The 24,551-nt window shown below is 73.9% G+C and carries 20 protein-coding genes; 9 read left to right on the top strand and 11 right to left on the bottom strand.

Translation table 11 applies throughout. From position 1 onward, the window contains the following. Positions 1–70: 70 nt before the first annotated feature. From ABZY91_RS35175 to glgX, 4 genes are all read right to left on the bottom strand, one after another. Positions 71–823, bottom strand: coding sequence for a class I SAM-dependent methyltransferase (locus ABZY91_RS35175; protein WP_355407458.1), 753 nt, complete (start codon positions 821–823; stop codon positions 71–73). Between the two features lie 121 nt (positions 824–944). After that, a complete protein-coding gene (locus ABZY91_RS35170) occupies positions 945–2,924 on the bottom strand; it encodes an ABC transporter ATP-binding protein (protein WP_355407456.1) in 1,980 nt (659 codons plus the stop codon). Further along, a complete protein-coding gene (locus tag ABZY91_RS35165; RefSeq protein WP_355407454.1) occupies positions 2,921–4,750 on the bottom strand; it encodes an ABC transporter ATP-binding protein in 1,830 nt (609 codons plus the stop codon). Before ABZY91_RS35165 ends, ABZY91_RS35170 begins: the two co-directional genes overlap by 4 nt. A gap of 205 nt (positions 4,751–4,955) precedes the next feature. Continuing rightward, a complete protein-coding gene (gene glgX / locus ABZY91_RS35160; RefSeq protein WP_355407452.1) occupies positions 4,956–7,217 on the bottom strand; it encodes a glycogen debranching protein GlgX in 2,262 nt (753 codons plus the stop codon). A gap of 776 nt (positions 7,218–7,993) precedes the next feature. Here glgX and ABZY91_RS35155 point away from each other — a divergent pair. From ABZY91_RS35155 to ABZY91_RS35140, 4 genes are all read left to right on the top strand, one after another. Then, positions 7,994–9,325 (top strand): Ig-like domain-containing protein, encoded by a 1,332-nt coding sequence (locus tag ABZY91_RS35155; RefSeq protein ID WP_355407450.1) that lies wholly within the window; start codon positions 7,994–7,996, stop codon positions 9,323–9,325. A gap of 244 nt (positions 9,326–9,569) precedes the next feature. After that, a complete protein-coding gene (locus ABZY91_RS35150; RefSeq protein WP_355407448.1) occupies positions 9,570–10,859 on the top strand; it encodes an Ig-like domain-containing protein in 1,290 nt (429 codons plus the stop codon). 211 nt (positions 10,860–11,070) lie between these two features. Beyond that, positions 11,071–12,369 carry an Ig-like domain-containing protein gene (locus ABZY91_RS35145; RefSeq protein ID WP_355407446.1) on the top strand — a complete coding sequence of 433 codons (1,299 nt, stop codon included), beginning with the start codon at positions 11,071–11,073 and terminating at the stop codon, positions 12,367–12,369. Between the two features lie 177 nt (positions 12,370–12,546). Next, the gene (locus tag ABZY91_RS35140; protein WP_329882967.1) at positions 12,547–13,044 is read left to right on the top strand and encodes an ATP-binding protein; all 498 of its coding nucleotides are present in this window, start codon (positions 12,547–12,549) and stop codon (positions 13,042–13,044) included. Positions 13,045–13,382: 338 nt separating this feature from the next. Here ABZY91_RS35140 and ABZY91_RS35135 read toward each other — a convergent pair whose 3' ends face one another. The 3 genes from ABZY91_RS35135 to ABZY91_RS35125 form a co-directional block, all read right to left on the bottom strand. After that, a complete protein-coding gene (locus ABZY91_RS35135) occupies positions 13,383–13,865 on the bottom strand; it encodes a hypothetical protein (protein ID WP_329882966.1) in 483 nt (160 codons plus the stop codon). After that, positions 13,865–14,281, bottom strand: coding sequence for a helix-turn-helix transcriptional regulator (locus ABZY91_RS35130; RefSeq protein ID WP_329882965.1), 417 nt, complete (start codon positions 14,279–14,281; stop codon positions 13,865–13,867). Before ABZY91_RS35130 ends, ABZY91_RS35135 begins: the two co-directional genes overlap by 1 nt. Positions 14,282–14,343: 62 nt before the next feature. Further along, positions 14,344–14,706: a type II toxin-antitoxin system RelE/ParE family toxin gene (locus ABZY91_RS35125; RefSeq protein WP_329882964.1), complete on the bottom strand. Its 363-nt coding sequence runs from the start codon at positions 14,704–14,706 to the stop codon at positions 14,344–14,346. A 339-nt stretch (positions 14,707–15,045) separates the two neighbouring features. Between ABZY91_RS35125 and ABZY91_RS35120 the strand changes: the two genes are divergently transcribed. After that, the gene (locus ABZY91_RS35120; RefSeq protein WP_355407443.1) at positions 15,046–15,618 is read left to right on the top strand and encodes a dihydrofolate reductase family protein; all 573 of its coding nucleotides are present in this window, start codon (positions 15,046–15,048) and stop codon (positions 15,616–15,618) included. Between the two features lie 43 nt (positions 15,619–15,661). Here ABZY91_RS35120 and ABZY91_RS35115 read toward each other — a convergent pair whose 3' ends face one another. The 3 genes from ABZY91_RS35115 to ABZY91_RS35105 form a co-directional block, all read right to left on the bottom strand. Further along, on the bottom strand, positions 15,662–17,041 hold the full coding sequence (locus ABZY91_RS35115) for a pyridoxal-phosphate dependent enzyme (protein ID WP_355407441.1): 1,380 nt from the start codon (positions 17,039–17,041) through the stop codon (positions 15,662–15,664). 184 nt (positions 17,042–17,225) lie between these two features. Continuing rightward, positions 17,226–17,801 (bottom strand): DUF4240 domain-containing protein, encoded by a 576-nt coding sequence (locus ABZY91_RS35110; RefSeq protein ID WP_355407439.1) that lies wholly within the window; start codon positions 17,799–17,801, stop codon positions 17,226–17,228. Positions 17,802–17,940: 139 nt separating this feature from the next. Beyond that, entirely contained in the window at positions 17,941–19,314 is a 1,374-nt protein-coding gene (locus tag ABZY91_RS35105; RefSeq protein WP_355407437.1) for a helix-turn-helix transcriptional regulator, read from the bottom strand. A 213-nt stretch (positions 19,315–19,527) separates the two neighbouring features. On the opposite strand from ABZY91_RS35105, the gene ABZY91_RS35100 reads away from it, so the two are divergent. Both ABZY91_RS35100 and ABZY91_RS35095 read left to right on the top strand, forming a co-directional pair. Continuing rightward, complete coding sequence (locus ABZY91_RS35100; RefSeq protein WP_355407435.1) at positions 19,528–20,337, top strand: hypothetical protein; 810 nt, start codon at positions 19,528–19,530, stop codon at positions 20,335–20,337. 98 nt (positions 20,338–20,435) lie between these two features. Next, positions 20,436–21,248, top strand: a complete 813-nt coding sequence (locus tag ABZY91_RS35095; protein ID WP_355407433.1) for a trypsin-like serine protease — start codon at positions 20,436–20,438, stop codon at positions 21,246–21,248. A gap of 163 nt (positions 21,249–21,411) precedes the next feature. Here ABZY91_RS35095 and ABZY91_RS35090 read toward each other — a convergent pair whose 3' ends face one another. Beyond that, positions 21,412–22,155, bottom strand: a complete 744-nt coding sequence (locus ABZY91_RS35090) for a TetR/AcrR family transcriptional regulator C-terminal domain-containing protein (RefSeq protein WP_355407431.1) — start codon at positions 22,153–22,155, stop codon at positions 21,412–21,414. Positions 22,156–22,315: 160 nt separating this feature from the next. On the opposite strand from ABZY91_RS35090, the gene ABZY91_RS35085 reads away from it, so the two are divergent. Continuing rightward, positions 22,316–22,924, top strand: coding sequence for an NAD(P)H-dependent oxidoreductase (locus tag ABZY91_RS35085; protein ID WP_355407429.1), 609 nt, complete (start codon positions 22,316–22,318; stop codon positions 22,922–22,924). A gap of 47 nt (positions 22,925–22,971) precedes the next feature. Beyond that, a complete protein-coding gene (locus ABZY91_RS35080) occupies positions 22,972–24,495 on the top strand; it encodes an MDR family MFS transporter (RefSeq protein ID WP_355407427.1) in 1,524 nt (507 codons plus the stop codon). Positions 24,496–24,551 lie beyond the last annotated feature (56 nt).

The following is a 24,551-nucleotide window of genomic DNA, read 5'->3' as shown; positions in this document are numbered from 1 at the left end:
GTGGCTCACCGCCGGGCCGGGGGCCGCGGCCGACGGCCCGGCGGTGGCCGGGGACCCGCCGTGCGCGGCCTCAGCGGACCGCCGCGACCAGGGCGTCACTGACGGAGCGCCACGCCACCCCGGCCTCGCGGAACCCGGCCTCGACCAGCCGCCCGGTGTGCCAGCCTGCCGGATGCGACGCGCCGTCGGCGTGCGACCCGTACATCGCGTTCCGCGCGGCCACCTGCTCGGCGAGCAGCGGGTCGGCCGCGGCGGCGATCCACCAGCCCTCCCAATCGAGGACGCCCTCGGCCGCCTCGCGCTCCTGGCGCCGGTGCCGGAGGGCCGCGTCGGCGGCGCTGAGCAGCGGGATCGACGCCTCGGGGGTGTGGTCGGCGTTGAGGAAGACGCCGCCGGGCCGGACCAGCCCGGCGAGATCGCCGTAGAGCCGGACCAGGTCGTCGGTGGGCAGCCAGTGCAGGGCGGTCGCGGTCACCACGGCGTCGAACGACCCGGGCGGCAGCGCCCGGGCCCACTCCGGGTCCTTGAGGTCGGCGGTCACGAGGGTGAACCGCCGGTCGTCGCCGAGGACACCGCGGGCGATGGTCATCAGCGCCGGGTCCTGGTCGACGCCGACGCTGACGGCGCCGGGCAGCCGGGCGAACAGCCGCTCGGTGATGCTGCCGGTCCCGCAGGCGAGGTCGAGGACGCGGGGCTCGGGGCCGGTCACCGCCTCGACGACGTCGAGCATCACCCGGAACCGCTCCTCGCGGTCGGGCAGGTACCACTCCTGCTGGCGGTCCCAGCTGCGCTGCCACTGCTCCCAGTGCTGTCGGTCGACCATGGTCGCTCCTTCGGTCCCGAACACGGATCGGTAAGGCCCGGAAACGACTCTAGACCCTTTCGGTAATGGATGAAAGGGTCCAGGGTCTCTTACGGGCTTCGAAGGGGGCGGCAGGTCGGAGTCAGACCAGGCTGTCCCGCCAGGCCTGGTGGAGCTCCGCGAAGCGGCCGGCGCCGTCGATCAGTTCGCGCGGCGTGCCGTCCTCGACGATCCGGCCCTGATCCATCACCAGGACCCGGTCGGCGATCTCCACGGTGGAGAGGCGGTGCGCGATGATCACGGCCGTCCGGCCCGCCAGCACGGTGCGCATCGCCCGCTGCACCGCCTGCTCGCCCGGCACGTCCAGCGAACTGGTCGCCTCGTCCAGGATCAGCACCGCCGGGTCGGCGAGCAGGGCGCGGGCGAAGGCGACCAGCTGGCGCTGGCCGGCCGAGATCCGCCCGCCGCGCTTGCGCACGTCGGTGTCGTAGCCGTCCGGCAGCTCGGCGATGAAGGCGTGCGCGCCGATCGCCCGGGCGGCCTCCTCGACCTCGTCCCGGGTGGCGCCGGGCCGGCCGATCGCGATGTTCTCCGCGACCGTGCCGGAGAACAGGAAGGACTCCTGGGTCACCATCACCACCCCGCGCCGCAGCTCGGGGCCGGCCAGGTCGCGCAGGTCCACCCCGTCCAGGGTGATCCGGCCTTCGGTCGGGTCGTAGAACCGCGCGAGCAGTTTGGCCACCGTCGACTTGCCGGCCCCGGTCGCACCGACCACGGCGACGGTCCGGCCGGCGGGCAGCACCAGGTCGAAGGGCGGCAGCACCTCCTTGCCGGTGCGGTACGCGAACCGGGTCTTCTCGAAGTGCACCTCGCGGCCCAGGGAGGACGTCGCGGGCAGCTCCTTCGGCTCGGCCGGCTCCGCGACGGTCGGCTCGTGGGCCAGCAGTCCGGCGATCTTCTCCAGCGCGGCGGCGGCCGACTGGTAGCTGTTCAGGAACATCGCCAGCTGGTCGATCGGGTCGTACAGCCGGCGCAGGTAGATCACGAACGCGGTCAGCACGCCCAGCGCCACGCTGCCGTCGGTCACCAGGTAGGCGCCGAGCAGCACCGTCCCGGCGGTCCAGACGTTGGCGGTACCGCGGGAGAGGCCGACGTACCGGGCGATCTCCAGGAGGCCGTCCGCGGTGGCGGTCGCCGACTGGCGGTTCACCACGCCGAAGGCGGCGTCGTTGGCCCGCTCGCGGCGGAACGCCTTCACCGGGCGGATGCCGTTCATCGTCTCGGTGAAACGGACGATCAGTGAGGCCGCCGAGGTGCGCGAGCGGCGGTAGACCCGGCGCGAACGGCGCCGGAACGACCGGGCGACCAGCCAGAGCGGCAGGAACGAGGCCAGCGTGACCAGGCCGAGCCGCCAGTCGAGCACCAGCAGGATGACCGAGATCGAGCAGACCGAGAGGAAGACGGTGAGCAGCTCCTGGAGCCCCTCGGAGAGCAGCTCTCGCAGCGCGTCCACGTCGCTGGTGGCCCGGGAGATGATCCGCCCCGAGGTGTAGCGCTCGTGGAAGTCGAGGCTGAGCCGCTGGGCGTGCCGGAAGATCCGGCCGCGCAGCTCCAGCAGGATGTCCTGGTTGACCCGGGCGCTGATCTTGATGAACGTCCACTGGAGCACGGTGCCCAGGAGCGCGCAGCCCAGGTACGCGCCGATCACCGCGATCAGCGGTCCGGCGTCGTCGTCGCGCAGCGCGGGGATGCCGCGGTCCATCGCGACCGCGACGAGCAGCGGTCCGGCCTGGAGGGCGGCCTGCTGGAGCAGGATCACCGCCATGGCGGCGACCACCCGGCCCCGGTGCGGGCCGAGCAGCGAGCGGAGCAGCACCCCGGGTGCGCCCGGCGGGACGGGGATGTCCTCCTCGTCGGCCGGCGGGGGCGGCAGCTCCTCCTCGTCGCCCGGGGCGCCCGGACCGGCGGACTTCGTGCCGGCGGACTTCACGTCCACCGACTTCGCGTCCACCGACGTCCTGCCGGGGGCCTCGGCGTCGGTCGGGTTCGGGTCGGCGGCCTTCGGATCGGCCGTCCCGGTATCGCCCGCCTTCCGGCCGGCGGGTTCGACGGTGGTGGTCATCGGGCGGTGCTCCCCTCGGGGACGAGGGCGGCCTCGCCCGACATCAGTTCGCGGTAGTGCGGGGAGCCGTGCAGCAGCTCCTGGTGGGTGCCGACCGCCTCGATCCGGCCGTCGGCGAGCACCGCCACCCGGTCGGCGAGCATGACGGTGCTCGGCCTGTGGGCGACCACCAGGGCGGTCGCGGAGCCGAGGACCTGGCGCAACGCGCGTTCGACCAGCGCCTCGGTGTGCACGTCCAACGCGGAGAGCGGGTCGTCCAGGACGAGGAAGGCCGGATCGCCGACCACCGCGCGGGCCAGGGCGAGCCGCTGGCGCTGGCCGCCGGAGAGGCTCAGGCCCTGCTCGCCGACCTCGGTGCCGACGCCCTCCGGCAGCTTCTCGACGAAGCCGGCCTGGGCGGTGGCGAGCGCGGCGTGCAGGCGGTCGTCCCCGGCGCCCGGAGCGCCCATCAGCACGTTCTCCCGGACGGTGGCGGAGAACAGGGTGGGTTCCTCGAAGGCCACCGCGACCAGCTCGCGCAGCCGGGTCCGGTCGAGCTCGCGGATGTCCCGGCCGTCCAGGGTGATGGTGCCGCCGGTGGCCTCGTACAGCCGGGGGAGGAGGGCGGTGAGCGTGGTCTTCCCGCTGCCGGTGGCGCCGACCAGGGCCATCGTCTCGCCGCTGCGGATGTGCAGGTCGATGCCGCGGAGCAGGTCGGGGGTGTCGGCGGGGGCGTCGGGGTAGCGGAAGCGGACGCCGGTGAGCCGGATGCCGTCGACTCCGGCGGCCTTGGCGGCGGCCGTGGTGGTGGCTGCGGCGAGGTCGGCCCCGGGGGCGCCGGCCTCGGTCTCGGGTTCGTCCATGACCTCGAAGAACCGGTCGGTGGCGGTCGCGGCCTCGTTGGCGTACCCGAGCAGCCAGCCCAGCGACTCGACCGGCCAGCGCAGCGCGAGCGCGGTCGAGAGGAAGGCGACCAGGGTGCCGGCGCTCAGCTCGTCGTGGGCGACGAGGTAGGCGCCGGCGGCGAGGGCGCAGCCGAGGGCCAGCTCGGGCAGCCCGACGATGAGCGCCCAGAGGTTGGCGAGCAGTCCGGCCTTCTTCAGCTCGGTGCGGCGCAGGTCCCGCGAGTGGTCGCGGAAGCGCTCGGCCATCGAGCGGTGGCGGCCGAAGGCCTTGAGGATGCGGATGCCGAGGACGGACTCCTCGACGACGGTCGCGAGGTCGCCGTTCTGGTCCTGCGCGAGGCGGGCGGCACCGGAGTAGCCGGACTCGAAGCGGCGGGTGAGCAGGAACAGCGGCACCACGGGGACGAGCGCGATCAGGGCGAGCCGCCAGTCCTGGGTGAACATCAGGCCGGTGCCGGCGAGGAAGGTGACCGAGTTGACGATCAGGAAGACCAGCGGGAACGCCAGGAACAGCCGCATGGTGTACATGTCGGAGGTGGCGCGGGAGAGCAGCTGGCCGGAGCCCCAGCGGTCGTGGAAGGAGACCGGCAGCCGCTGGAGCTTGGCGAAGAGGTCGCCGCGCATCGCCGTCTCCACCCTGGACAGCGGTCTGGCCAGCACCACCCGGCGGGTGTAGAAGAGGGCAGCTTCGGCGAGGCCCAGCACGAGCAGCAGGCCGACCAGCGGCCAGAGCCCGCCGAGGTCGTGCTCGGCGATCGGCCCGTCGACGATCCGTCCGAGCACGATCGGGACGAGGAGCACGCTGAACGCGGCGAGCAGTGCGGCACTGACCGAGATGGCCAGCCGGGCGCGGATCGGGCGGACGTAGGGCCACAGGCGCAGCAGTGAGCGCACCGTCGACCGGTGGGCGGGCGCGGAGTCGGGAGTCTGGTTCTCGGCCATCGCCGTGAGGGTAGGCCGGGTGACCGTCATTTCTCATCCGGTTTTTCGGACCTGTCGTCGAATACCGGCCACGGACCCGGCGGCGGCGGTGTTCCGGCCGTGGTGCTCCGGCGGCTCCGGTGACGGGGTGACGGGTGACCCTCGGTGGGCCTCCCCGGCTCTCCCCGGCTCTCCGTGGCCTCCGGGGGCGGAGGGGCGTCCGGGGTCAGGCGCCGTCGGACGGCCCGGACGGGCGGCCGCCTCCGTCCGGTGTCCGCAACAGCCGCAGCGAGCGTCCGGCCAGGACGACCGCGTCCTGCGGGAGGTGCGTGCCGGTGTCGTCCGCCGCCGTCTCCACGACCGTCTCGTACCGTGCGCCGGGCGCCGCCCAGGGCTCCCCGGGCAGGGTGAAGGTGACCGGTTCGGGCCCGGAGTTGAGCAGCAGGAGGAAGCTGTCGTCGCGCAGGGGCCGGCCGTACCGGTCCCGCTCGGACATCGCCGCGCCCGAGAGCAGCATGCCCAGACCGGCGGTCGGGGTGAACCAGTCGGCCTCGGTCATCTCCTTGCCGAGCGCGGTGAACCAGGCCAGGTCCGGCTGGCCGCCGGGGGCGGGGGCGCGGCCGGAGAAGAACGCCCGCTGCCGCAGCACCGGGTGGGCGCGCCGCAGCCGGACGAGGCGCGCGGTGAACTCGTACAGCCCGCGCCAGGCCGGGTCGGCCAGCAGCGACCAGTCCACCCAGCCGACCTCGTTGTCCTGGCAGTAGGCGTTGTTGTTGCCGCCCTGGGTGCGGCCGAACTCGTCGCCGGCGGTGAGCATCGGGACGCCGGCCGAGAGCAGGAGGGTGGCCGTCAGGTTGCGCAGCTGGCGTTGCCGCAGGGAGTTGACGGCCGGGTCGGCGGTCTCGCCCTCGGCGCCGTGGTTCCAGGACCGGTTGTCGTCGGTGCCGTCCCGGTTGGCCTCGCCGTTGGCCTCGTTGTGCTTGCGGTCGTACGAGACGAGGTCGCGCAGGGTGAAGCCGTCGTGGGCCGTCACGAAGTTGACCGATGCGTAGGGCCGCCGCCCGCCGCGCTGGTAGAGGTCGGAGGAGCCGGTGAGCCGGTAGCCCAGCTCCCGGACGTCCGGGCGGGCGCCGCGCCAGAAGTCCCGCACGGTGTCCCGGTAGCGGTCGTTCCACTCGGCCCACAGCGGTGGGAAACCGCCGACCTGGTAGCCGCCGGGGCCGACGTCCCAGGGCTCGGCGATCAGCTTCACCCGGCTCAGGACCGGGTCCTGGGCGACGGCGGCGAGGAAGGGGTGGTCCATGTCGACGGCGTCGCCGCCCCGGGCCAGCGCGGCCGCCAGGTCGAATCGGAAGCCGTCCACGCCCATCTCGGTGACCCAGTACCGCAGCGAGTCGGTGATCAGCCGGATCACCTGCGGTCGGCGGGTGTCCAGGGTGTTCCCGCAGCCGGTGTAGTCGGCGTAGCCGCGCGGGCGGTTGGGCGGCAGGCGGTAGTAGCCCGAGTTGTCGATCCCGCGCAGCGAGAGCGAGGGGCCGAGCTCGGCGCCCTCCGCGGTGTGGTTGTAGACCACGTCGAGGATCACCTCGATCCCGGCCGCGTGCAGCGCGCGCACCATCCGTTTGAACTCGCCCACCTGGCCGCCGCGCGAGCCTGCGGCGGAGTAGCCGGCGTGCGGGGCGAAGTAGGCGGCGGTGTTGTAGCCCCAGTAGTTCACCAGCCCGCGGGCCTGGAGGTGGTCCTCGCTGACGTGCTGGTGGACGGGCAGCAGTTCGACCGCGGTGACGCCCAGGCCGGTGAGGTGGGCGACGGCGGCCGGGTGCGCCAGACCGGCGTAGGTGCCGCGCAGTTCGGGCGGGACCCCGGGGTGGCGGAGGGTGAAGCCCCGCACGTGCACCTCGTAGAGGACGGTCTCGGCCCACGGGGTCTTCGGGCGGTGGTCGTCGTACCAGTCGTCGTCGTCCTGGACCACGACGGATCTGGGCACGTACGGGGCCGAGTCGCGGTTGTCCCGGACGGTGTCGGCGACCTCCGCCTCGGGCCAGCCGCGGGCGGCGGCGCAGGCCGCGTCGTGGGAGGTGTAACAGCCGTCGACGGCGCGGGCGTACGGGTCGAGCAGCAGCTTGGCCGGATTCCAGCGGGCGCCGGTCCACGGGTCCCAGCGGCCGTGCACGCGGAAGCCGTACCGGGTGCCGGGGAGCACGCCCGGGACGAAGCCGTGCCAGACCTGGAAGTCCTGCTCGGTGAGCCGGTGCCGGGTCTCCCGGTCGTCCTCGTCGAAGAGGCAGAGCTCCACGGCCTCGGCGCCGGCCGCCCAGAGCGCGAAGTTGGTGCCGCGGAGGCCGTCCGGCTCGGTGCGGAACCGGGCGCCGAGCGGTTGCCAGCTGCCCGGCCACGGCGGCCCGTCGCCGTGCGCCGCGCCGTGTGCCGCTCCGCGCGCCGTGCCGTGTGCGCGCGCGGCGGTTTCCAGCTCCTGCCCTGACGCCATGGCGGTGCCCTCCCTGGCCGGGGTGTCCCGTACCCCGTGAGGGGTCTCTTTCCCTGATCGCACCGGGTGGATGCGGCTGAACGGTTTCTTACCGGCGGATGGCGGGCGGGCGCACGGAAAGTCGGCGGGTCCGACTTCCCCCGCAGCAGCCACCCGAGTCGGCCGCCTCCGCGGTGCGAGCGGACCGGCCGACCCGCCGTGACCGGCGGGCGGGGACCGGCGGGAAGGGGCCCGGCCGCGTCCACGGGCCCTGCGCGCGTATGCGTGGGGCCCTTCTCGGAGGCCGCCCGGTCCTCGTCGATGAGGACGGGTTCGAGCACGCGAAGATCGGCGTCGAACGCCGCGTCCCCGAAGAGGAGGAGGTGTAGGAGCCGGAGCACGGAATCCCGGCATCCGCCCACGACCGCGGACCGGGAGGTCGGCGAGGCCGACTTTCCGTGCGGGGAAGCGGGTCGGCGCCTCACCGGGAGGCGCGGGGAGGAGGCAGACGCGTCGGTCGTTCCACGTGCCCGGCGTCAAGGCTCGGGGTGCTCTCGGCCACCGGGGTGGGATTCTCCGGCGTGTCCGCGTGTCCCGCCGGGAGTGCCCTCGTTGTGGGAGGTATCGGACGGAAACGGCGGGAGGCCCCGGGTATGCGGCCCCGAGGACTGATGTGGGCGCGGCGGGCGGCGGCGTCGTGGTGCTGCCTGGTCGTGCTGGCCGGTTGCTCGGGCGGCGGTGCACCGAGGACCCCGAGCGGCGACGCCGCCCCGCCGGGCGCGGGGGGTCCGCCGCCCGTGTCCCGCGCGGTGATCACCGCGCTGCCCGCCGACAACGCCCAGAACGTCCCGCCGGAGGGCCCGGCCCGGGTGACCGTCGCCCAGGGCCGGCTGGTCTCCGTCCGGCTGGCGGACACCCGGGGCAACGAGGTGGCGGGCGCGATCGCCGAGGACGGCACGAGCTGGGCGCCGTCCGGCCCGCTCCCGCTGGCCACCGCCTTCACCCTGGACGCGGTGGCCGAGGACGACCAGGGCCAGAAGGCCGCCCAGCACTCCGACTTCTCGACGATGGCCCGGGCGCACACCTTCGTGGCGTTCTTCACGCCCGAGGACGGTTCGACGGTGGGCGTCGGCATGCCGGTCTCGCTGCGGTTCAGCAGGACGATCACCGACCGGGCGGCGGTGGAGCGCGCGGTGGTGGTGACCGCGGACCCGCCGGTGGAGGTGGCCGCGCACTGGTTCGGCGGCCAGCGCCTGGACTTCCGGCCCAAGGCCTACTGGGCGGCGGGGACCAGGGTGTCGGTGGCGCTGCGGTTGAAGGACGTGCAGGGCGCGCCGGGCGAGTTCGGCACCCAGACGAAGGACGTCCGGTTCACGATCGGCCGGGCGCAGGTCTCCACCGTGGACCTGGACGCCCACACCCTCACCGTCCGGGCCGGCCAGGGCGGCAAGGTGGTGCGCACGCTCAAGGTGTCCGGCGGCGACGCCAAGCACACGACCTACCGGGGCGTGCTGGTGGTCTCGGAGAAGTACCGGGTGACGAGGATGAACTCGCAGACGGTCGGGATGGGCGACGAGTACGACATCAAGGACGTGCCGCACGCGATGCGGCTGACCAACTCGGGCACGTTCGTGCACGGCAACTACTGGGCGAACCCGGGGGTGTTCGGTACCGCGAACACCAGCCACGGCTGTATCGGGCTGGCGGACGTGAAGGGCGGCGCCAGCAAGGAGAGCCCGGCGGGCTGGCTGTTCGAGCACACCGTCCCGGGGGACGTGCTGGAGGTGAAGGCCTCGACGGGGGACACCGTCCCGCCGAGCAACGGACTGAACGGCTGGAACCTGCCCTGGGCGCAGTGGGTGGCGGGAAGCGCCCTCCAGTCCTCCGCGAGCCCCTCCGGTGCCGCGGCCGCCCCTTCCACCGGGCCGTCCCCTGCCGCGGGCGCGCCGACCGGTCCGGCCGGGGTGACCGGTGCGCCGACCGGTCCGTCGTCGGCCCCGGCGGCCGGTCCGTCCACGAGCCCGTCCGTGAGTCCGTCCGTGAGCCCCTTCGCGTCCCCCGCCGCGAGCCGTCCGGCGAGCCGGTCCGCGGGGCCCTCGCTGTCCGGGGCGCCGGTCACCGACCCGTAGGTCACGGACCCGCGGGCCGTCGGGCCGAAGGCCGTCGACGGCGCCCGGCCACGTGTGGCGATCCTGTGCAGGGGATCTTCACCCGCATTCACCCGCATTCACCGGGATCCTCCCCGGGGTTCACCCGTTCGGCCGAGCTATCCTGCTTGCCGCGCCGAAGCCCGGCGCGGAAGATCACCGGTCCGGTGCAACCCACCCGGGCGGAAGCGCGTCCATCAGGGTGGACACCGGGAGGGGAGAAACCGTGAAGCCGGTTAGGGCGGCCGACGCCGCGATACGTACCACCACCAGCCGCCGTCTGCGTCGCAGTGCGGTGGCGCTGGCGATGGGCGGGGTGCTGCTGCTCACTGCGGCCTGCAACGACGACAAGAGCGGCGGTGACAAGGCGACCGGGGGAGGCGACGCGGCCGCGACGGCCGGCGCCGACGGCGGGGCCGGCGGCAACGGCGGGACGCCGTCGCCCGCGCAGACCTCGACGGCGCCGAAGACCTCGACGGCGGTGCTGACCGTCGAGCCCAAGGACGGCGCCCAGGACGTCGCGCCGACCAACGCGCTCCAGGTGTCGGTGGCCAACGGCAAGCTCACCACGGTCGAGGTGACCGACAAGGAGGGCAAGCCCGTCGCGGGCGCCATCACCCCGGACGGCCTGGGCTGGAAGCCGGCCGGCGCGCTGGCCGTCGGCATGGCGTACAAGGTGAACGCGCAGGCCGCGGACGCCGAGGGCCTGGTGGCCGCGTCCACCACCTCGTTCACCACACTGACGCCGGACAAGAAGGTCTCCACCAACGACAACATCGCCGACAACGCCACCTACGGCGTCGGCATGATCGTCTCGGTGGTCTTCAACAAGGACATCAAGAACAAGGCCGAGGTCCTCAAGGGCATCTCCTTCGAGACCAACAACGGCACCGAGGTGAAGGGCCACTGGTTCGGCAACCGCCGGGTGGACTTCCGCCCCGAGAAGTACTGGACGCCGGGCACCAAGGTGACCATCAAGTACCGGCTGAAGAACGTCGAGGTGGCCCCCGGCGTCTACGGCGACGTCGAGAAGGACGAGCCGTTCGTCATCGGCCGCTCGCAGGTCTCCGTGGCGGACTCGGCCTCGCACCAGATGACGGTGACCCGGGACGGCGTGAGCCACACCGTGCCGGTGACCCTCGGGGACGAGAAGAACCCGTCCTGGAACGGCACCATGGTGGTCTCCAGCAAGGAGAAGGTCACCCGGATGAACTCGCAGACCGTCGGTCTCGGCGGCGAGTACGACATCCCGGACGTGCCGCACGCGATGCGGCTGACCACCTCCGGCACCTTCGTGCACGGCAACTACTGGGCCAACCCGTTCGGGAAGAGCAACGCCAGTCACGGCTGCATCTCGATGCAGGACGAGAAGGGCGGCAGCGACACCTCGGTGGCCGGCAAGTTCTTCAACGACTCGATCATCGGTGACGTCATCACCGTGAAGAACTCCAAGGAGAAGACCGTCGCCCCCGACAACGGGCTGAGCGGCTGGAACATCCTCTGGCCCAACTGGTAGCTCCTACCCGCCGGTAGACCGGCGCAGTCCCGGTTCGGCAACCGACCGGCCCGATCCTCACTCGTTGGGGTCGGGCCGGTCGTGTTTTCCGGGCCGATCGCCCCCCGAACGGCGCAACCTTTCCGGTGGCTGCCGCGTGTATCTGTCGGGTCCCCCGACACCCCGGCACCGGGGCGGGGTCGCGCGCGCGGGACCGAGGGAGGGAGCGACGGTGAGGTCTATACGCAGGATGGTGGCCGCCGGTCTGGTCGGCGGTGCGCTGGTGCTGACCAGCGCCTGTGGCGGCGGTGGGGGGAACGGGAGCGCGGCCAGGGCCGAGCTGGGTGTCGGCGGGGCCGCGGGGGCCTCGTCGGCGGCGGCTCCGGCCTCGGGCGGTCCGGACGCCGGGGCCGCCCCGGAGGGCACGGGGACGCCGGGTGCGGCTGCGCCGGGCACCGGGACGCCGAGCGCCGCGCCGAAGGTCTCGCAGGCGGTGGTGGACGTCCAGCCGAGGAGCGGGTCCGTGGACGTCGCCCCGGACGGCGCGCTCAAGGTCGCGGTGGCCGGCGGGAGGCTCACCACCGTGAAGGTGAACGACCGGACCGGCAAGGAGGTGGCCGGTGTCATCGCCGCCGACGGGTCGAGCTGGAGCCCGTCCGGTCCGCTGGCGGTCGGCACCGCGTACCAGGTCAGCGCGCTCGCGGTGGACGCCGGCGGCGTGGTCGCGTCGGCGGACAGCAGCTTCAGCACGTTGACGCCGGAGCGCGAGGCGAAGGCCGGCGACAACGTCGTCGACGACGCCACCTACGGCGTCGGCATGATCGTCTCGGTGACGTTCGACAAGGACGTCAAGAACAAGGAGGCGGTCGCGAAGGGCATCACCTTCAAGACCGACAACGGCACCGTGGTGAAGGGCCACTGGTTCGGCAACCGCAGGCTGGACTTCCGCCCGGAGAAGTACTGGACGCCGGGGACCAAGGTCACGGTCCAGTACCGGCTGAAGAGCGTGGAGATCGCCGCGGGCGTCTACGGGGGTGTCGACCGGGACGAGCCCTTCACTATCGGGCGATCCCGCGTCTCGACGGTTGACGCCAAGTCCCACCGGATGACGGTGGTCCAGGACGGTCAGAGCTCGGTCGTCGACATCACCTCCGGCTCGCCCGAGCACCCGACCTGGAACGGCACCATGGTCGTCATGTCGAAGGAGGGCGTGGTGCGGATGCAGTCCAGCAGCATGCCCGGTATGACCGGCGACCCCTACGACCTGCAGGTGCCGCACTCCATGCGGCTCACCGACTCCGGTACGTACGTGCACGGGAACTACTGGAGCAACGCCTTCGGCGCCGACAACGTCAGCCACGGTTGCGTGGGCCTGAAGGACGTCAAGGGCGGTGGTGCGGGCACCTCGGCGGGCACGTTCTACGACGGCTCGCTGATCGGGGACGTCGTGTCGGTGAAGAATTCCTCGCGCGGTCAGGTCGCCCCGGACAACGGCCTCAGCGGCTGGAACCTGGACTGGAGTGCCTGGTAGGAGGCGGTACGCGGCAACCCGGGCTTGACGTCCGCCGGACCCGGGTTGCTCGCGGCATATGCCCGGCGGGTAGTGATCGTTTGGTCATTGTCCGTACGCGGCCGCTTGCGTTCCGCAATGATGGACCGCATGGCGGGTTGGGGCGAAACAGATCAGTCATCACTTCTCGCGTCCAGCTTGATTGCTGACGCGTCGTGGGCGTGCTTCCAGGACGCGCTGGCGGCCCTGGAGCGGCTCAGCTCGGAGGAGCTGGAGCGGATGTACGTCGGCAGGCTGTGCGACCAGTCGGCGTCCGGCGAGGTGCGGTTGCCTTCCCGGCCGGAGTCCGGCCCGGTGGCGCGCCGGCTGGTGCTCTCGGTGCTGGAGACCTGGGAGCTGCACCAGCAGCTGGAGGTCGGCGAGTTACTGACCAGCGAGCTGGTGGCCAACGCGGTGCGGCATGCCGCCGGGCGCACCATCGGACTCCAGGTGTCGCGGAAACCCGGCTGGCTCCGGGTCGAGGTGCGGGACTCGTCGCGGGCGCTGCCGTGCATGATCCTGGCCGAGCCGCTGCCGATCAACGAGCGCGGGCGCGGACTCAAGGTGGTCGACGACCTGGCGGACCGCTGGGGTGCCGACCTGATGCCGCGCGGCAAGGGCGTCTGGTTCGAGCTGAAGGTGCGCGAGCGGCACTGAGGGCCGGGGTTCGAACGGACCGGGGGCTCGAACGGGCCCGGGAAACACGCAGGGCCCCCGATTCACCGTGGTCCGGTGGCTGGGGGCCCGTGCAGGTCATCGCGCCGGCCAAGGGGGTGCGTGCCGCGCGATGGGCGACGGCTGCGCCAGGTCGGGCCAGCCGTGGTCTCGGTGTGCCCGCGGCGAGTTGTCGTCGCCCGCCGTCGGACATGTCGACTATCGCACGGATCTCAGCATGTGGGCAAACCGAGTGGCTTCGATTGCAAGGTTTGTAACTTAGTTCACCTTGGGAATTTGCATAGGTTCACGCTGGCGCCTGAGATTATTCACGATCGGAGCTATTCACGGCCGGAGTGACCCGTGTGTGCGGCGTGTGCGGGATGTGCCGACGGCCACGTGCTGCGCACCGAGAGCAGCGGGGTGTCGATTCCCAGCTTGGCGGCCGTGCTGTGCACCGACTCCCGGAGGTACGGGTAGAGCACCGTCACGCCGATCTGGTCGACGAACCACTGCTGCGCCTCGGCCCCCAGCTCGAACGGCCCGCCGAGCGAGAACGCCGCCACCGCGTCGACGACGAAGTCCGCCTGGGCGGCGGCCAGCTCCAGCCGGCAGCGCACCTCCAGGGTGGCGCCGTCGTCGCCCTGCCGGAGCCAGACCGACAGCGCGGTGCGCAGCTCCTCCTCCGGCCGGGGCTCCGGCCGGTCGAACAGCCGCCTCCCGCCCACCTCCAGGAAGACGACGTCGTCCAGCTGGGCGGCCTCGGCGAGCTCCTGGAAGCTCCCGAACCGCCGGACCGGGCGGCGGGCGGCGGGCGGCGTCATCAGACGGTCACCGACCGGGCGTCGCCGTCCGTCCAGACCGTCGTCCGGGGCCGTCGAGCGCCCTCGCGGGTCGCCACCCGGACCTGCACCCGCACCTCGACGGGCGCGGGCGTCCAGACCGGCGTCAGGTCGGCGGAGGTGTGGTCGACCAGCGTGTGGAGCCGGGCGCCGACGGCCCGGGCGTAGCGCTGGAGCGTCGAGTAGCGGGCGTCGCCGCCGGCGCGCTCGAACTCGGAGACCGTCGACTGGGAGGTGCCCATCAGCTCCGCCACGTCGCGCTGGGTCAGCCCGCACTTCCGGCGGGCCACCACCAGGGTCTCGATCAGCTCGGCGTAGGCCGTCGCGTCGTCCAGCGCGGCTGCGGTGCGGGGATCGTCCGGGTCGATGCCGAGAAGATCATGCAGTGTCGATGCCATGGCCGCCTCCCCTCCGAGTGCTCCCACAGTATCGCCCAAAACCGATACCGAGAACCGGGAACTCATCCGTTCGGTGACCTCCGCCGCCACTCCCTGAGCCGTTTCGAGGCGGTGCCGCGCTCGTTCGACGGGGTCTTCTGGGACTTCTTCTGGAAGAACGACAGGGCGAGCAGGACGAGGCCCCCCGACTCCTCCGCGTAGAGCAGGCGGAAGGTGCGGTGGTCGCCGGTGAGGCGCACCTCCAGCAGGTCGTCGCCCAGGTCCTTGACGTCGCCCGGCAGCGTCTGCCGCTCCTTGACGCGGTTCAGCAGGACGAACAGCCGGGCGCGCTCGTGCGGGGCGAGATCGGCCTTCTGCAGTTCCTTCTGCACCGGCGCCGATCCGTCGACGCCTTGGTAGAACGCCCAGTCCCGTGCCGTCGACACCCCGCCCCACCCCCTCCGTCCGCCCTTCCGGGCAGTCTAGGCGGCGGGCCGATCAACGTCTGTGCGCCGGTTCCCGGTTGAGGGCGGCCCGGACGCGCCCGGACGCGCCCGGCACGCCGGTACGGGCGGACTGCCCGGCGCCGGTCCGCGAATCCGGCGAGGACTCACGGCGAGGACTCACGGCGAAGGCTCCCGGCGAAGAAACACCGAGCGGACCGATGACTTCGTCCCTGATCGGCAGTCATAGATCATGACCGGTAAGCCGACGGCCGCCGACGCCGTCGGGGCGCACCGGTCGGACATGCCGGGAAGCGGACACGAGTCACCGAGGACCTTCAGATGCGAACCCTGATCAGCACCGCCTTCATCTCGCTCGACGGCGTCGTCGAGGCTCCGGGCGGCGAGCCCGGATACCGGAACTCCGGCTGGACCTTCAAGGACGTCGAGTTCCTCCCCGAGGCCTTCGAGATCAAGGGCCGGGAGCAGCAGGAGGCCGCCGCGATGCTGCTGGGCCGGACCAGCTACGAGGCGTTCAGCGCGGTGTGGCCGGACATGGCGGACTTCGCCGAGTACAAGGTGATGCCGAAGTACGTCGTCTCGACCACGCTCACCGAGGACGGCCTGGTCACCGGCTGGGGCGAGACCACGATCCTGCGCTCGGTCGACGACGTGGCCGCGCTCAAGGAGACCGAGGGCGGACCGATCATCATCCACGGCAGTGCCTCCCTGACCCGGAGCCTCTCCGACGCCGGTCTGATCGACCGCTACCACCTGCTGGTCTTCCCGCTCCTGCTCGGCGCCGGGAAGCGGCTGTTCAGCGCCACCGACAAGGACGCTCAGAAGCTGAAGCTGGTCGAGCACGAGGTCTACGCCAACGGCCTGCAGAAGAACGTGTTCGACGTCGTCCGCTGACCGGGGACCCGGCCAGGACCGGGCGGTCCGCGCCGGGCCCGTCCTATCCGCTGCCGAGGGCCGACCTCGGCAGCACCCCGGCCGCCCGGCCGTCCACCAGGACCAGCACGCCCGGATGCGCCTCCCCCAGCGCCGCGCGGGCCTCGGCCGCCGACTGCCCGACGCCCACCGTCGGCAGCGCAGGCCCGATCAGTGCGCCCAAGGGGGCGTCCGGCTTGGCGGTGCCGTCCGCGAGCGCCGCCGCCAGCACCTCCCGGGACACCGAGCCGACCACCTCCATCACGCTCACCCCGTACGGGCGCGTCGCCCGCGCCAGGACGGCCGGGGCCACGCCGTCCGGTACCGCGCGCAGCGCCCGCGCCGCCTCGCCGACCGTCGCCGCGGCGTCGACCGTGACCAGCGGCCCGGCACCGGCCAGGAGCGGCCGCAGGCCGTCCGGCTCCTCCAGGAAGCCCCACTCCCGCATCCACGCGTCGCTGTGCACCTTGGACAGGTACGAACGGCCCGAGTCCGGCAGCAGCACCACGACCAGGTCGTCCGGGCCCAGCCGCCGTGCCACCCGCAGGGCCGCCGCCACCGCCGTGCCGGACGACGGCCCGGCCAGGATGCCCTCCTCGCGGGCGAGTCTGCGCACCGTCAGCAGCGACTCGCGGTCCGGGACGCGTTCGAAGGAGTCCGCGACGTCCGGCCGGTAGGCCTCCGGCCAGCGGTCCTCGGCGGTGGCGGGGTGGACGAAGTGGCCGATGCTCTCGACGAAGTACGGGCTGCCGTCCCCGCCTCCGTAGACCGAGGACTCGGGGTCGGCGCCGACGACGGTCACCGCGCCGCCCGAGACCTCCTTGAGGTACTCCCCGGTACCGGTGATGGTGCCGCCGGTGCCGACCCCCGCGATGAAGTGGGTCACCCGGCCGCCGGTCTGCTCCCAGACCTCCGGCCCGGTGGTCCGCACATGGGCGTCGGGATTCGCCGGGTTGTCGTACTGGTTGGCGAACCAGGCTCCGGGAATCTCCTCGGCGAGCCGCCGGACGACGTTGAACAGGTGCGCCGGGTCCTCCAGAGGCAGGACGGTCGGCGCGAGCACCACCTCCGCGCCGTACGCCCGCAGGATGTCCGACTTCTCCGGCGCGGCCTTGTCGGCCACCCCCACGATCACCCGGTACCCGCGCTGTTGCCCGATGAGCGCCAGGCCGATGCCGGTGTTGCCGGAGGTCGCCTCGACGATCGTCCCGCCGGGCTTCAGCAGGCCCTCCCGCTCGGCGGCCAGCACCATGGACAGCGCGGCGCGGTCCTTGACGCTGCCGCCGATGCCGAGGAACTCGACCTTCGCGTAGACCGGCGCGGCGAGTCCGGCGCCGAGTCGGGCGAGACGGATCAGCGGTGTCCCGCCGATCGCGTCGAGTACGGATTCGTGCACTGCGGCCATCGCCGGCTCCTCAGCTCGTCCTGCGACCGTCGTCGACCCGACGTCCGACCGAGCCTGCCCAGCCCCGCGCACCGTTAGGCCGCTTCCCGGCGATCGTTCGACCGCCGCAGGGAACGGCCGGTGGGCGGGCGGTGGGCGGGCGGTGCCAGGCGGACGGCGGACGGCGGCGGTCCGAGGGCGGACCCTAGGCCAGGAACAGTGCGGCCAGGCCGGGGAGCCTGCGGCCGACCTCGTCCTCGTCGTCGAAGTCGAACCCCTCGCCCATGTCGGGTGCGGTGCGCCCGGAGGGCGGTCCGCCGGCGGTCAGCGCGTCCCGGTCCTCCTCGCCGGGGGCCCGCTCGAACGCGCGGTGCGCCGCGTAGCCGGCCTCCTCGTCGAAGAGCAGCTCCTCCAGCTCCTCCGGGTCGCTGCCGCGCGCCACCGGGTGCCCGGCGAGGCTGTCGGGGGAGGCGAGCACGCGCTCGTACCAGTCCCGGCCGAGCGAGATCACCCCGGCGCGGAAGTCCGTGAACGCGTCGTCGGAGCAGCCGCCGCCGATGACGTAGGCCGCGCCCCACACGTCCCACCGGTACAGCGCCCCGTGCAGCTCGCCGAACCGCCGCTCGAACGCGGCGATCTCCGGGCGGGGCCGGGAGGCGAGCAGCGCGGCGAGCCGGCCGGCGAACGGCCGCTCCGCCGAGGCCCGGGCGGCGGCGGTCTCGACGATCGCCCAGAAGGCGTCGAGCGGCATGGCGGGGAGCGGTCGTGCACCGGTGGTCATGGCGGCACTCAACCAGGGAGGTCCGACAGTCACGGACGGAGCGGAGGGGTTGACGGAGCGGAGGGGGCTGACGGAGCGGAGGGGGAGCGGGGACGGGGATGGCAGGCCGGTCCCGTCCGGCGTCCTGCTCCCGCCGGGCTCAGTCGTCGGTGGGCGTGCGGGTCCAGCCACGGGTGCCGTCGGCCCAGAAGTAGCCGGGGGCACCGCGCAGGCCGACCGTGCGGAAGGGCTTGCCGTGGTCGTTGACGGTGAGGGTGCCCTGGCGGTCGCCGCTGCTCCACACCACCTCCAGGTACCAGCTGACGTCCTGGCCGGCCGTCGAGGCGTCGACGTTCAGCACCTGCGGGTCGGTGGACGAGACCCGGAACGGGAAGTCGGAGGACTTTCCCCTCGTGTTGCCCTCCGTCGCCGGGACGGGCACGGGCCGGGGCGCGGCCGCGTCCAGGTCGACGGCGAAGGCCGCCGGGGTGAGGCCGCCGCCGCAGCCCGAGCCCATGGTGTAGGCGTTCCACCTGGGCGCCGGGCGGGTGCCGACCACCTGCACGTAGAGGGCGTGCAGGACGACGGGCTTGTCCTCGGAACCCTGCGCGGTCAGCTGCAGCCGCAGGTGCCCGCCGGGGACGGCGTGCTGGGAGGCTGCCCAGGAGTCCGTCCGCCGGCCTCCCGGCGGCGCGGGCGTCGTGCCGGGCGGCTGGGCGGACAGGAACCACTGGCCGCAGGGGCTGCCCCAGTTGTCGGTCAGCACGTTCACGTGGAAGGGCGGCGCGTCGTCCTCGGCCGGCGTGGGCGTGGGCGTCGGCGTCGGCGCGGGCGCGGGTGTGGACGGCGGGGCCGTGGTGGCCGGGGGCGTCCCCGCCGGGTCGGCCGGAGGGACGGCGGCTGCCGACGGTCCGGGGCCCGCCGCAGGAGTCCCGGAGCGTCCGGACAGGACGACCACCGGGACCAGCGCGGCCACGACGGCCACGGCGGCTGCGCTCAGCAGGATCCGGGCGACGCGTCGGCGGCGGCGGGGCTCCTGTGGGGGCCCGTCCCCGGCCCGCTCGTCCGGGCCAGGAGCCTCCTGACTCGGAGCCTCCTGGCTGCTCGGGGCGGAGTCCGGTCGGATCGCCGGAGGCCGCGGGCCTCCGCCGGGCGCGGGCGCGGACGGCGACTCCGGCAGAGCCGCCTGCCCGGTCTCCGGCTCGGGCTGCGACTGCGGCTGCGGTTCAGGCAGCGGCTGCGGCACCGGCGCGGGCACCGGCCGGGCGGCCGGGGCTACGGGATCCCGGCGGCGGGACGCGTCCGCCAGGATCCACCGGCGGTGCAGCTCGACCAGCTCGTCGGTGCTCGCCCCGCAGACCCGGGCCAGCCGCTCCACCGGCGCGTACTCGTTGGGTACGGCCGCGCCGTTGCAGTAGCGGTGCAGGGTGGAGGTGCTGACGTGCAGCCGGGCGGCGAGCGTGCCGTAGCTGCGCCCCGAACGGTCCTTCAGCTCCCTCAGCAGCTCCGCGAACCGCTCCGTCTCGACACTCATCCGGTGCCCCCCTTGTCCCGTGACGGCGTTCCAGGCCCCGCCGAACGCGCAGCTCACGGTACCCGTAGGCGTTCCGGCGTCCCGAATCGCCCGGCAGCTCTGGCGGCCGGGACAGGACCCGGGCGAGTCTGCGGTCCGGCGGCAGACCGACGCCCCGGCCGAGCGGATCCGCCCGACCGGTCGACGCCCTCCGGCGGAGAAGAGGACCCACCCGTGACCGTCCACCGAATCCTGATCCCGTGCACCCTGGCCGTCCTCGGCGCGGTCGCCCTCACCGGGTGCTCCGGCGATCGACCGGCCGGCGGGACGACCGCCGCTGCGACCGCCGCGCACTCCGTGGTCACGCCGAAGGCCACGGCCACGGCCGGAGCGGTGGACGCACCGGCCGCCGTTCCGGCGCCCCCGGCCGCCTCGGCTCCGCCCGCCCCTCCGGCGTCGGCCGCTGCTCCCGCTGCTCCTGCTGGTCCCGCAGTGCCCGCCGTGTCCGCTGCTCCCGCCGGGGCCGGCGGTGGAGGGGCGGGCGTGCAGGGCGGCGCGCCCCGTCCGTCCCCCTCCACGCCGGGCAGGTCCGCACCCGCCGTGCCGCGACCCGCGCCCCCGGCGGACCGACCCGCCACCCCCGCAGCCGTGCCCGACCGGGCACCGAGCTGCAAGCCCGGGCAGCTCGCCGTCACGGCGAAGCCCGTCTCCCGCCCGGCCGGGCGCCTGCTGCTCACCGCCCGCAACACCGGGACCGCCCCGTGCGATCTGGGCCTGGTCGGGGTCGTCACCTTCGCGGGCGGGATCAAGGCCGCCGTTCCCGGCGGCATCGGCGGCGGGCCGAATGTCCTGATGCCCGGACAGGCGGGATACGAAGCGGTCACGCTGGTCGGTGAGGGCGCCCCGGGCAGCGGCGCCACCTCGACGGCGCTCACCGTCGCGCTCGACGACGGCGCCACGGTGACCGTCCGCACCACGTCCTTCGTCCACGCCCCCTCGTCCGGCCTGTGGCGGTCGACCGAGGCCGAGGCCCTCCGGCAGTGACCGGGCGGGCGGCGACGCCGCCCCGCCGAAGCGAACCGACCCGGGCGAGCCGCCCGGCGTCCCACCCCGTGAACCCGAACGAAAGAGGAGCACCCCGCATGCGCATCCCGAACCGCCGCCCGCACCGCACCGACGCCCCGCACCGCACCGACGCCCCCGCCCGCACCGGCCGGCGCCCGCTCGCCGTCCTGCTGGCCGCCGCCGGGCTCCTGGCGGTGGCCGCGACGCCCGCCGCCGCCGTCCACGGCGGGTCGGACACGACGACCAGGGCGCACCCGTTCGTGATCGCCCTGGAGACGGCCGACGGTCAGCAGTGGTGCACCGGCGCCCTGATCGCCCCGACCAAGGTCCTCACGGCCGGCCACTGCGTCACCGAGGCCGACGACCCGACCACCCTGCGGGTGATCGCGGGCCGGACCGACCTCACCGGCACCGGCGGCCAGGAGCGGAGGGTGAAGAGCTTCAAGGTCGACCCCCGCTTCACCTCCGCCCTGGCCCACGACTCGGCGGTGCTCACCCTCGACCGGCCGCTCCAGCAGCGGACGGTCCGGGTGGCGGGCAAGGGCGACGAGAAGCTCTACCGGTACGGCCGCACGGCCACCGTGTACGGCTACGGCCGCACCGGTGACGGGCAGCCGGGCACGCACCTGAAGCAGGCGGTGCTCAGGCTCGCGGCGCCGGTCGACTGCTTCCCGTACGCCGACTCGGAGACCTCGCCGCTGCTGAAGGTCTGCGGCATGCCCGGTCCCGGGACGACCGACAGCATCTGCAAGGGCGACTCCGGCGGGCCGCTCGTCGTGGACGGCGTGGTGATCGGCGTCGTCTCGACCGGCAACAAGTACTGCGACACCCAGATCCCGGTCTCGGTGTTCACCCGGGCCACCGACGTGCCCCGGTCGATCCTGAAGTAGACGGGGGCCTCGGGGCCACCGGAGGGCCGGGCACCGGAACGCCGGGCCCGGACGGGGGCCCGAGCCCGCTCCCGCCCGAGCCCGCTCCCGCCCGAGCCCGCTCCCGTCCGGGCCCGGCGGACCGGCGGGCCCGGGCTCGGCGCTGAGCGGGCCGGCGCGCGGGTCAGATGCCGAGGCGGGCCGCGACGCCGTCCAGGACGCAGTCGAGGCCGGTCTCGAACTGCCAGTCGCGGTCGTCCTTGCGGGTGGCCTCGGCGAGGTAGCGGTGGTAGGCGGGGTAGCGGCCGGTGGACATCAGCCAGGTCATCCGGGGGGCGAGGGCGGCGCGGGCCGCGTCGCCGTCCGGCCAGCCCTTCTCGTGCTGCAGGGTCTGCAGGGCGACCTCGGTGGCGACCGAGCCGCGCACGTAGTCGGTCACGGTGCGGAAGACGGCCATCGTGGTGTCGGCGTCCAGGCCGTGTTCGGCGAGGGCGGCGAAGGCGTGCTCGGGGACGGCGAGCTGGTGCGGGGTGAGGGCGAAGGTGCCGGCCCGGGAGGTCCACGGGTGGGCGAGGTTCATCGCGCGGAGGGCGAGGGCGAGGGCGCGCATGGTGGCGCGCCAGTCCGTGCCGGAGCGGTCCAGGGGGAGCTCGGCGTAGACGGAGTCGACCATCAGCTCCAGGAGTTCGTCCTTGCCGGAGACGTACCGGTAGGCGGCCATCGGGGCGACGCCCAGTGTGGTGGCGAGGCGGCGCATGGTGACGGCGTCCAGGCCCTCGCTGTCGGCGAGGGCGACCGCGGCCGCGGCGATCCGGTGCGGGGTGAGCGCGTTCCGGGGGGTGGGGGCCGGGCGGTCGAGGCGTTCCCAGAGTGAGGCGGGGGGCTGCTCCGCGGCGGCGTCCTCGGGAGGGGTCTCGGGCGGGGTCATGGGCGGCTCCTTCCGGTGGGGTCGGCCGCCGGGGACCGGGGGTCGGTGGCTCCGGGTGACGGCGGCCGATGTGTACAACGTATCAGCAGTAGACGTTGTACGCGTCGATGTGTACGTTGTATCCATCAGCGATACGTTGTACACATCGAGGGGGATCCCCATGTCCGCGAGCCCGTCCACCACCGTCGAACAGCTCCGCGTCGCCGTCATCGTCGGCTCCACCCGGGCCGGACGCTTCGCGCCGGTCGTCACCGGCTGGCTGCGCGAGCACCTCGACGCCCGGGGCGACCTGGAGGTCGACGTCGTCGACCTGCTCGAAACCCCGCTGCCCGCCGAGCTGCCGGACTTCGGGGGCCGGGCCGCGCCCGGGACGGAGGAACTGCTCGCCGCCGTCTCCCCCCGTCTGGCCGCCGCCGACGCCTTCGTGATCGTCACGCCCGAGTACAACCACAGCTACCCCGCGCCGCTGAAGAACGCCCTCGACTGGCACAACCACGAGTTCCACGCCAAGCCGGTCGCCTTCGTGTCGTACGGCGGGATCTCCGGCGGCCTGCGCGCCGTCGAGGCGCTGCGCATCGTCCTGGCCGAGCTGAACGCCGTGACCATCCGCAACACCGTCAGCTTCCACGGCGCCTGGGAGCGGTTCGACACCGACGGCAAGGCCGTCGACCCGGCCGCCGACGCCGCCGCCAAGACCCTGCTCGACCAGCTGACCTGGTGGGCCCAGGCGCTGCGCGACGCCAAGCGCGTCCGGCCGTTCACCGGCTGAGGGCCGGGACGAGGAGGGGACGAGGACGAGGAAGAGGGGGCGGAACCATGGAGCGGTTTCCCTGGCTGGGAGTGATCGGGCTGATGCTCGGGATCTTCCTCGGCGCGCTGGACGGCCAGATCGTCTCGACCGCGCTGCCCACGATGGTGGGCGATCTCGGCGGGCTCGACCATCTCTCCTGGGCGGTGACCGCGTACCTGCTCACCTCCGCCGCCGCCACCCCGCTCTGGGGCAAGCTCGGCGACCTGTACGGGCGGAAGGGCGCGTACCAGGGGGCGGTGGTGCTGTTCCTGGCCGGCTCGGTGCTCGTCGGGCTCGCCCGGTCGATGGAGCAGCTGATCGCCTTCCGGGCCCTCCAGGGGGTGGGCGCGGGCGGACTGATGGTCGGCGCGCTGGCGGTCGTCGGGGTGCTGGTGCCGGCCGAGGGGCGGGGGCGGGTGCAGTCGGTGATCGGTGTGCTGATGCCGGTCGCGTTCGTCGGCGGGCCCCTGCTCGGAGGGTTCCTCACCGACCACCTCAGCTGGCGCTGGGCCTTCTACGTCAACGTGCCGGTCGGGGTGTTCGCCCTCGCCGCAGTCGCGGGGGGGGGGGGGGGGGGGGGCCCCCCCCCCCCCCCCCCCCGGACCGGGGCGCGGATCGACTGGGCCGGCGTCGGCCTGCTGACCGGCGGGGTCCTGGCGCTCACCCTGGTCGGCAGCTGGGGCGGCACCGCGTACGGCTGGACCTCGCCGCAGGTGCTCGGCGCCGCCGCGGTCGCGGTGGTGGCGCTGGCCCGGTTCGTCCGGGTCGAGCGGCGGGCCGTCGAACCGCTGATCCCGCCCGCGCTGTTCCGCCACCGCGCCGTCACCGAGGCCCTGGTGCTCGGCTTCCTGCTCGGCGGGCTGATGCTCGTCCTGGTCGGCTACCTGCCCCAGTACCTGCAGTTCGTCCAGGGCGCCTCCCCGACCACCGGCGGGCTGCTGCTGGTGCCGCTGATGCTCGGGATGATCGGCGCCCAGCTCGTCACCGCCCGGCTGGTGGCCCGGGGCGGCAGCGGGCGTCACCACCCGCTGCTCGGCAGCGCCGTCGCGCTGGCCGGCACCCTGCTGCTGCTCACCCTCGGCACGGACACCCCGCAGCTGCTGGCCTCGGCGCTCACCGTCGTCGCCGGGGCCGGGATCGGGCTGGTCATGCAGAGCACCCTGCTGGCCACCATGGCGGCGGTGCCGCCGCGTGACATGGGGGCCGCGATGGGCTCGGTGATGCTGTTCCGGACGATCGGCGGCTCGCTGGGCATGGCCGCCCTCGGTGCGGTCTACACCGCCCGGCTGTCGTCCTCCCTCTCCGGCGGGCCCGGCGCGGACGCCGCCGTCCCGACCGCCGACGGTCTGACCCCCGCCGCCGTGGACCACCTCCCGGCGCAGGCCGCGGAGGCCGTCCGCACCGCCGTCACCACCGGCCTGCACGGCACCCTCCTCGGGGCCGCCGCGGTCGCCGCCGCCGCGGTCGTCGTCGCGGCCCTGGCCCGCCGGGCCGCCCCGGCTCCGGTGGGGGACCGGAGCCCGGAGCCGGCGCCCGCCGACCTGGGCTGAGCGCACGGCGCGGACCCGCGCGCACGACGAGGCCCGGTGGCCCGGACCGGTCAGGT

Origin of the sequence: Kitasatospora sp. NPDC002965, assembly GCF_040611255.1 — a bacterium.
Taxonomy (GTDB): Bacteria; Actinomycetota; Actinomycetes; order Streptomycetales; family Streptomycetaceae; genus Kitasatospora.
This window is presented reverse-complemented; position numbering and strand designations above follow the sequence as displayed.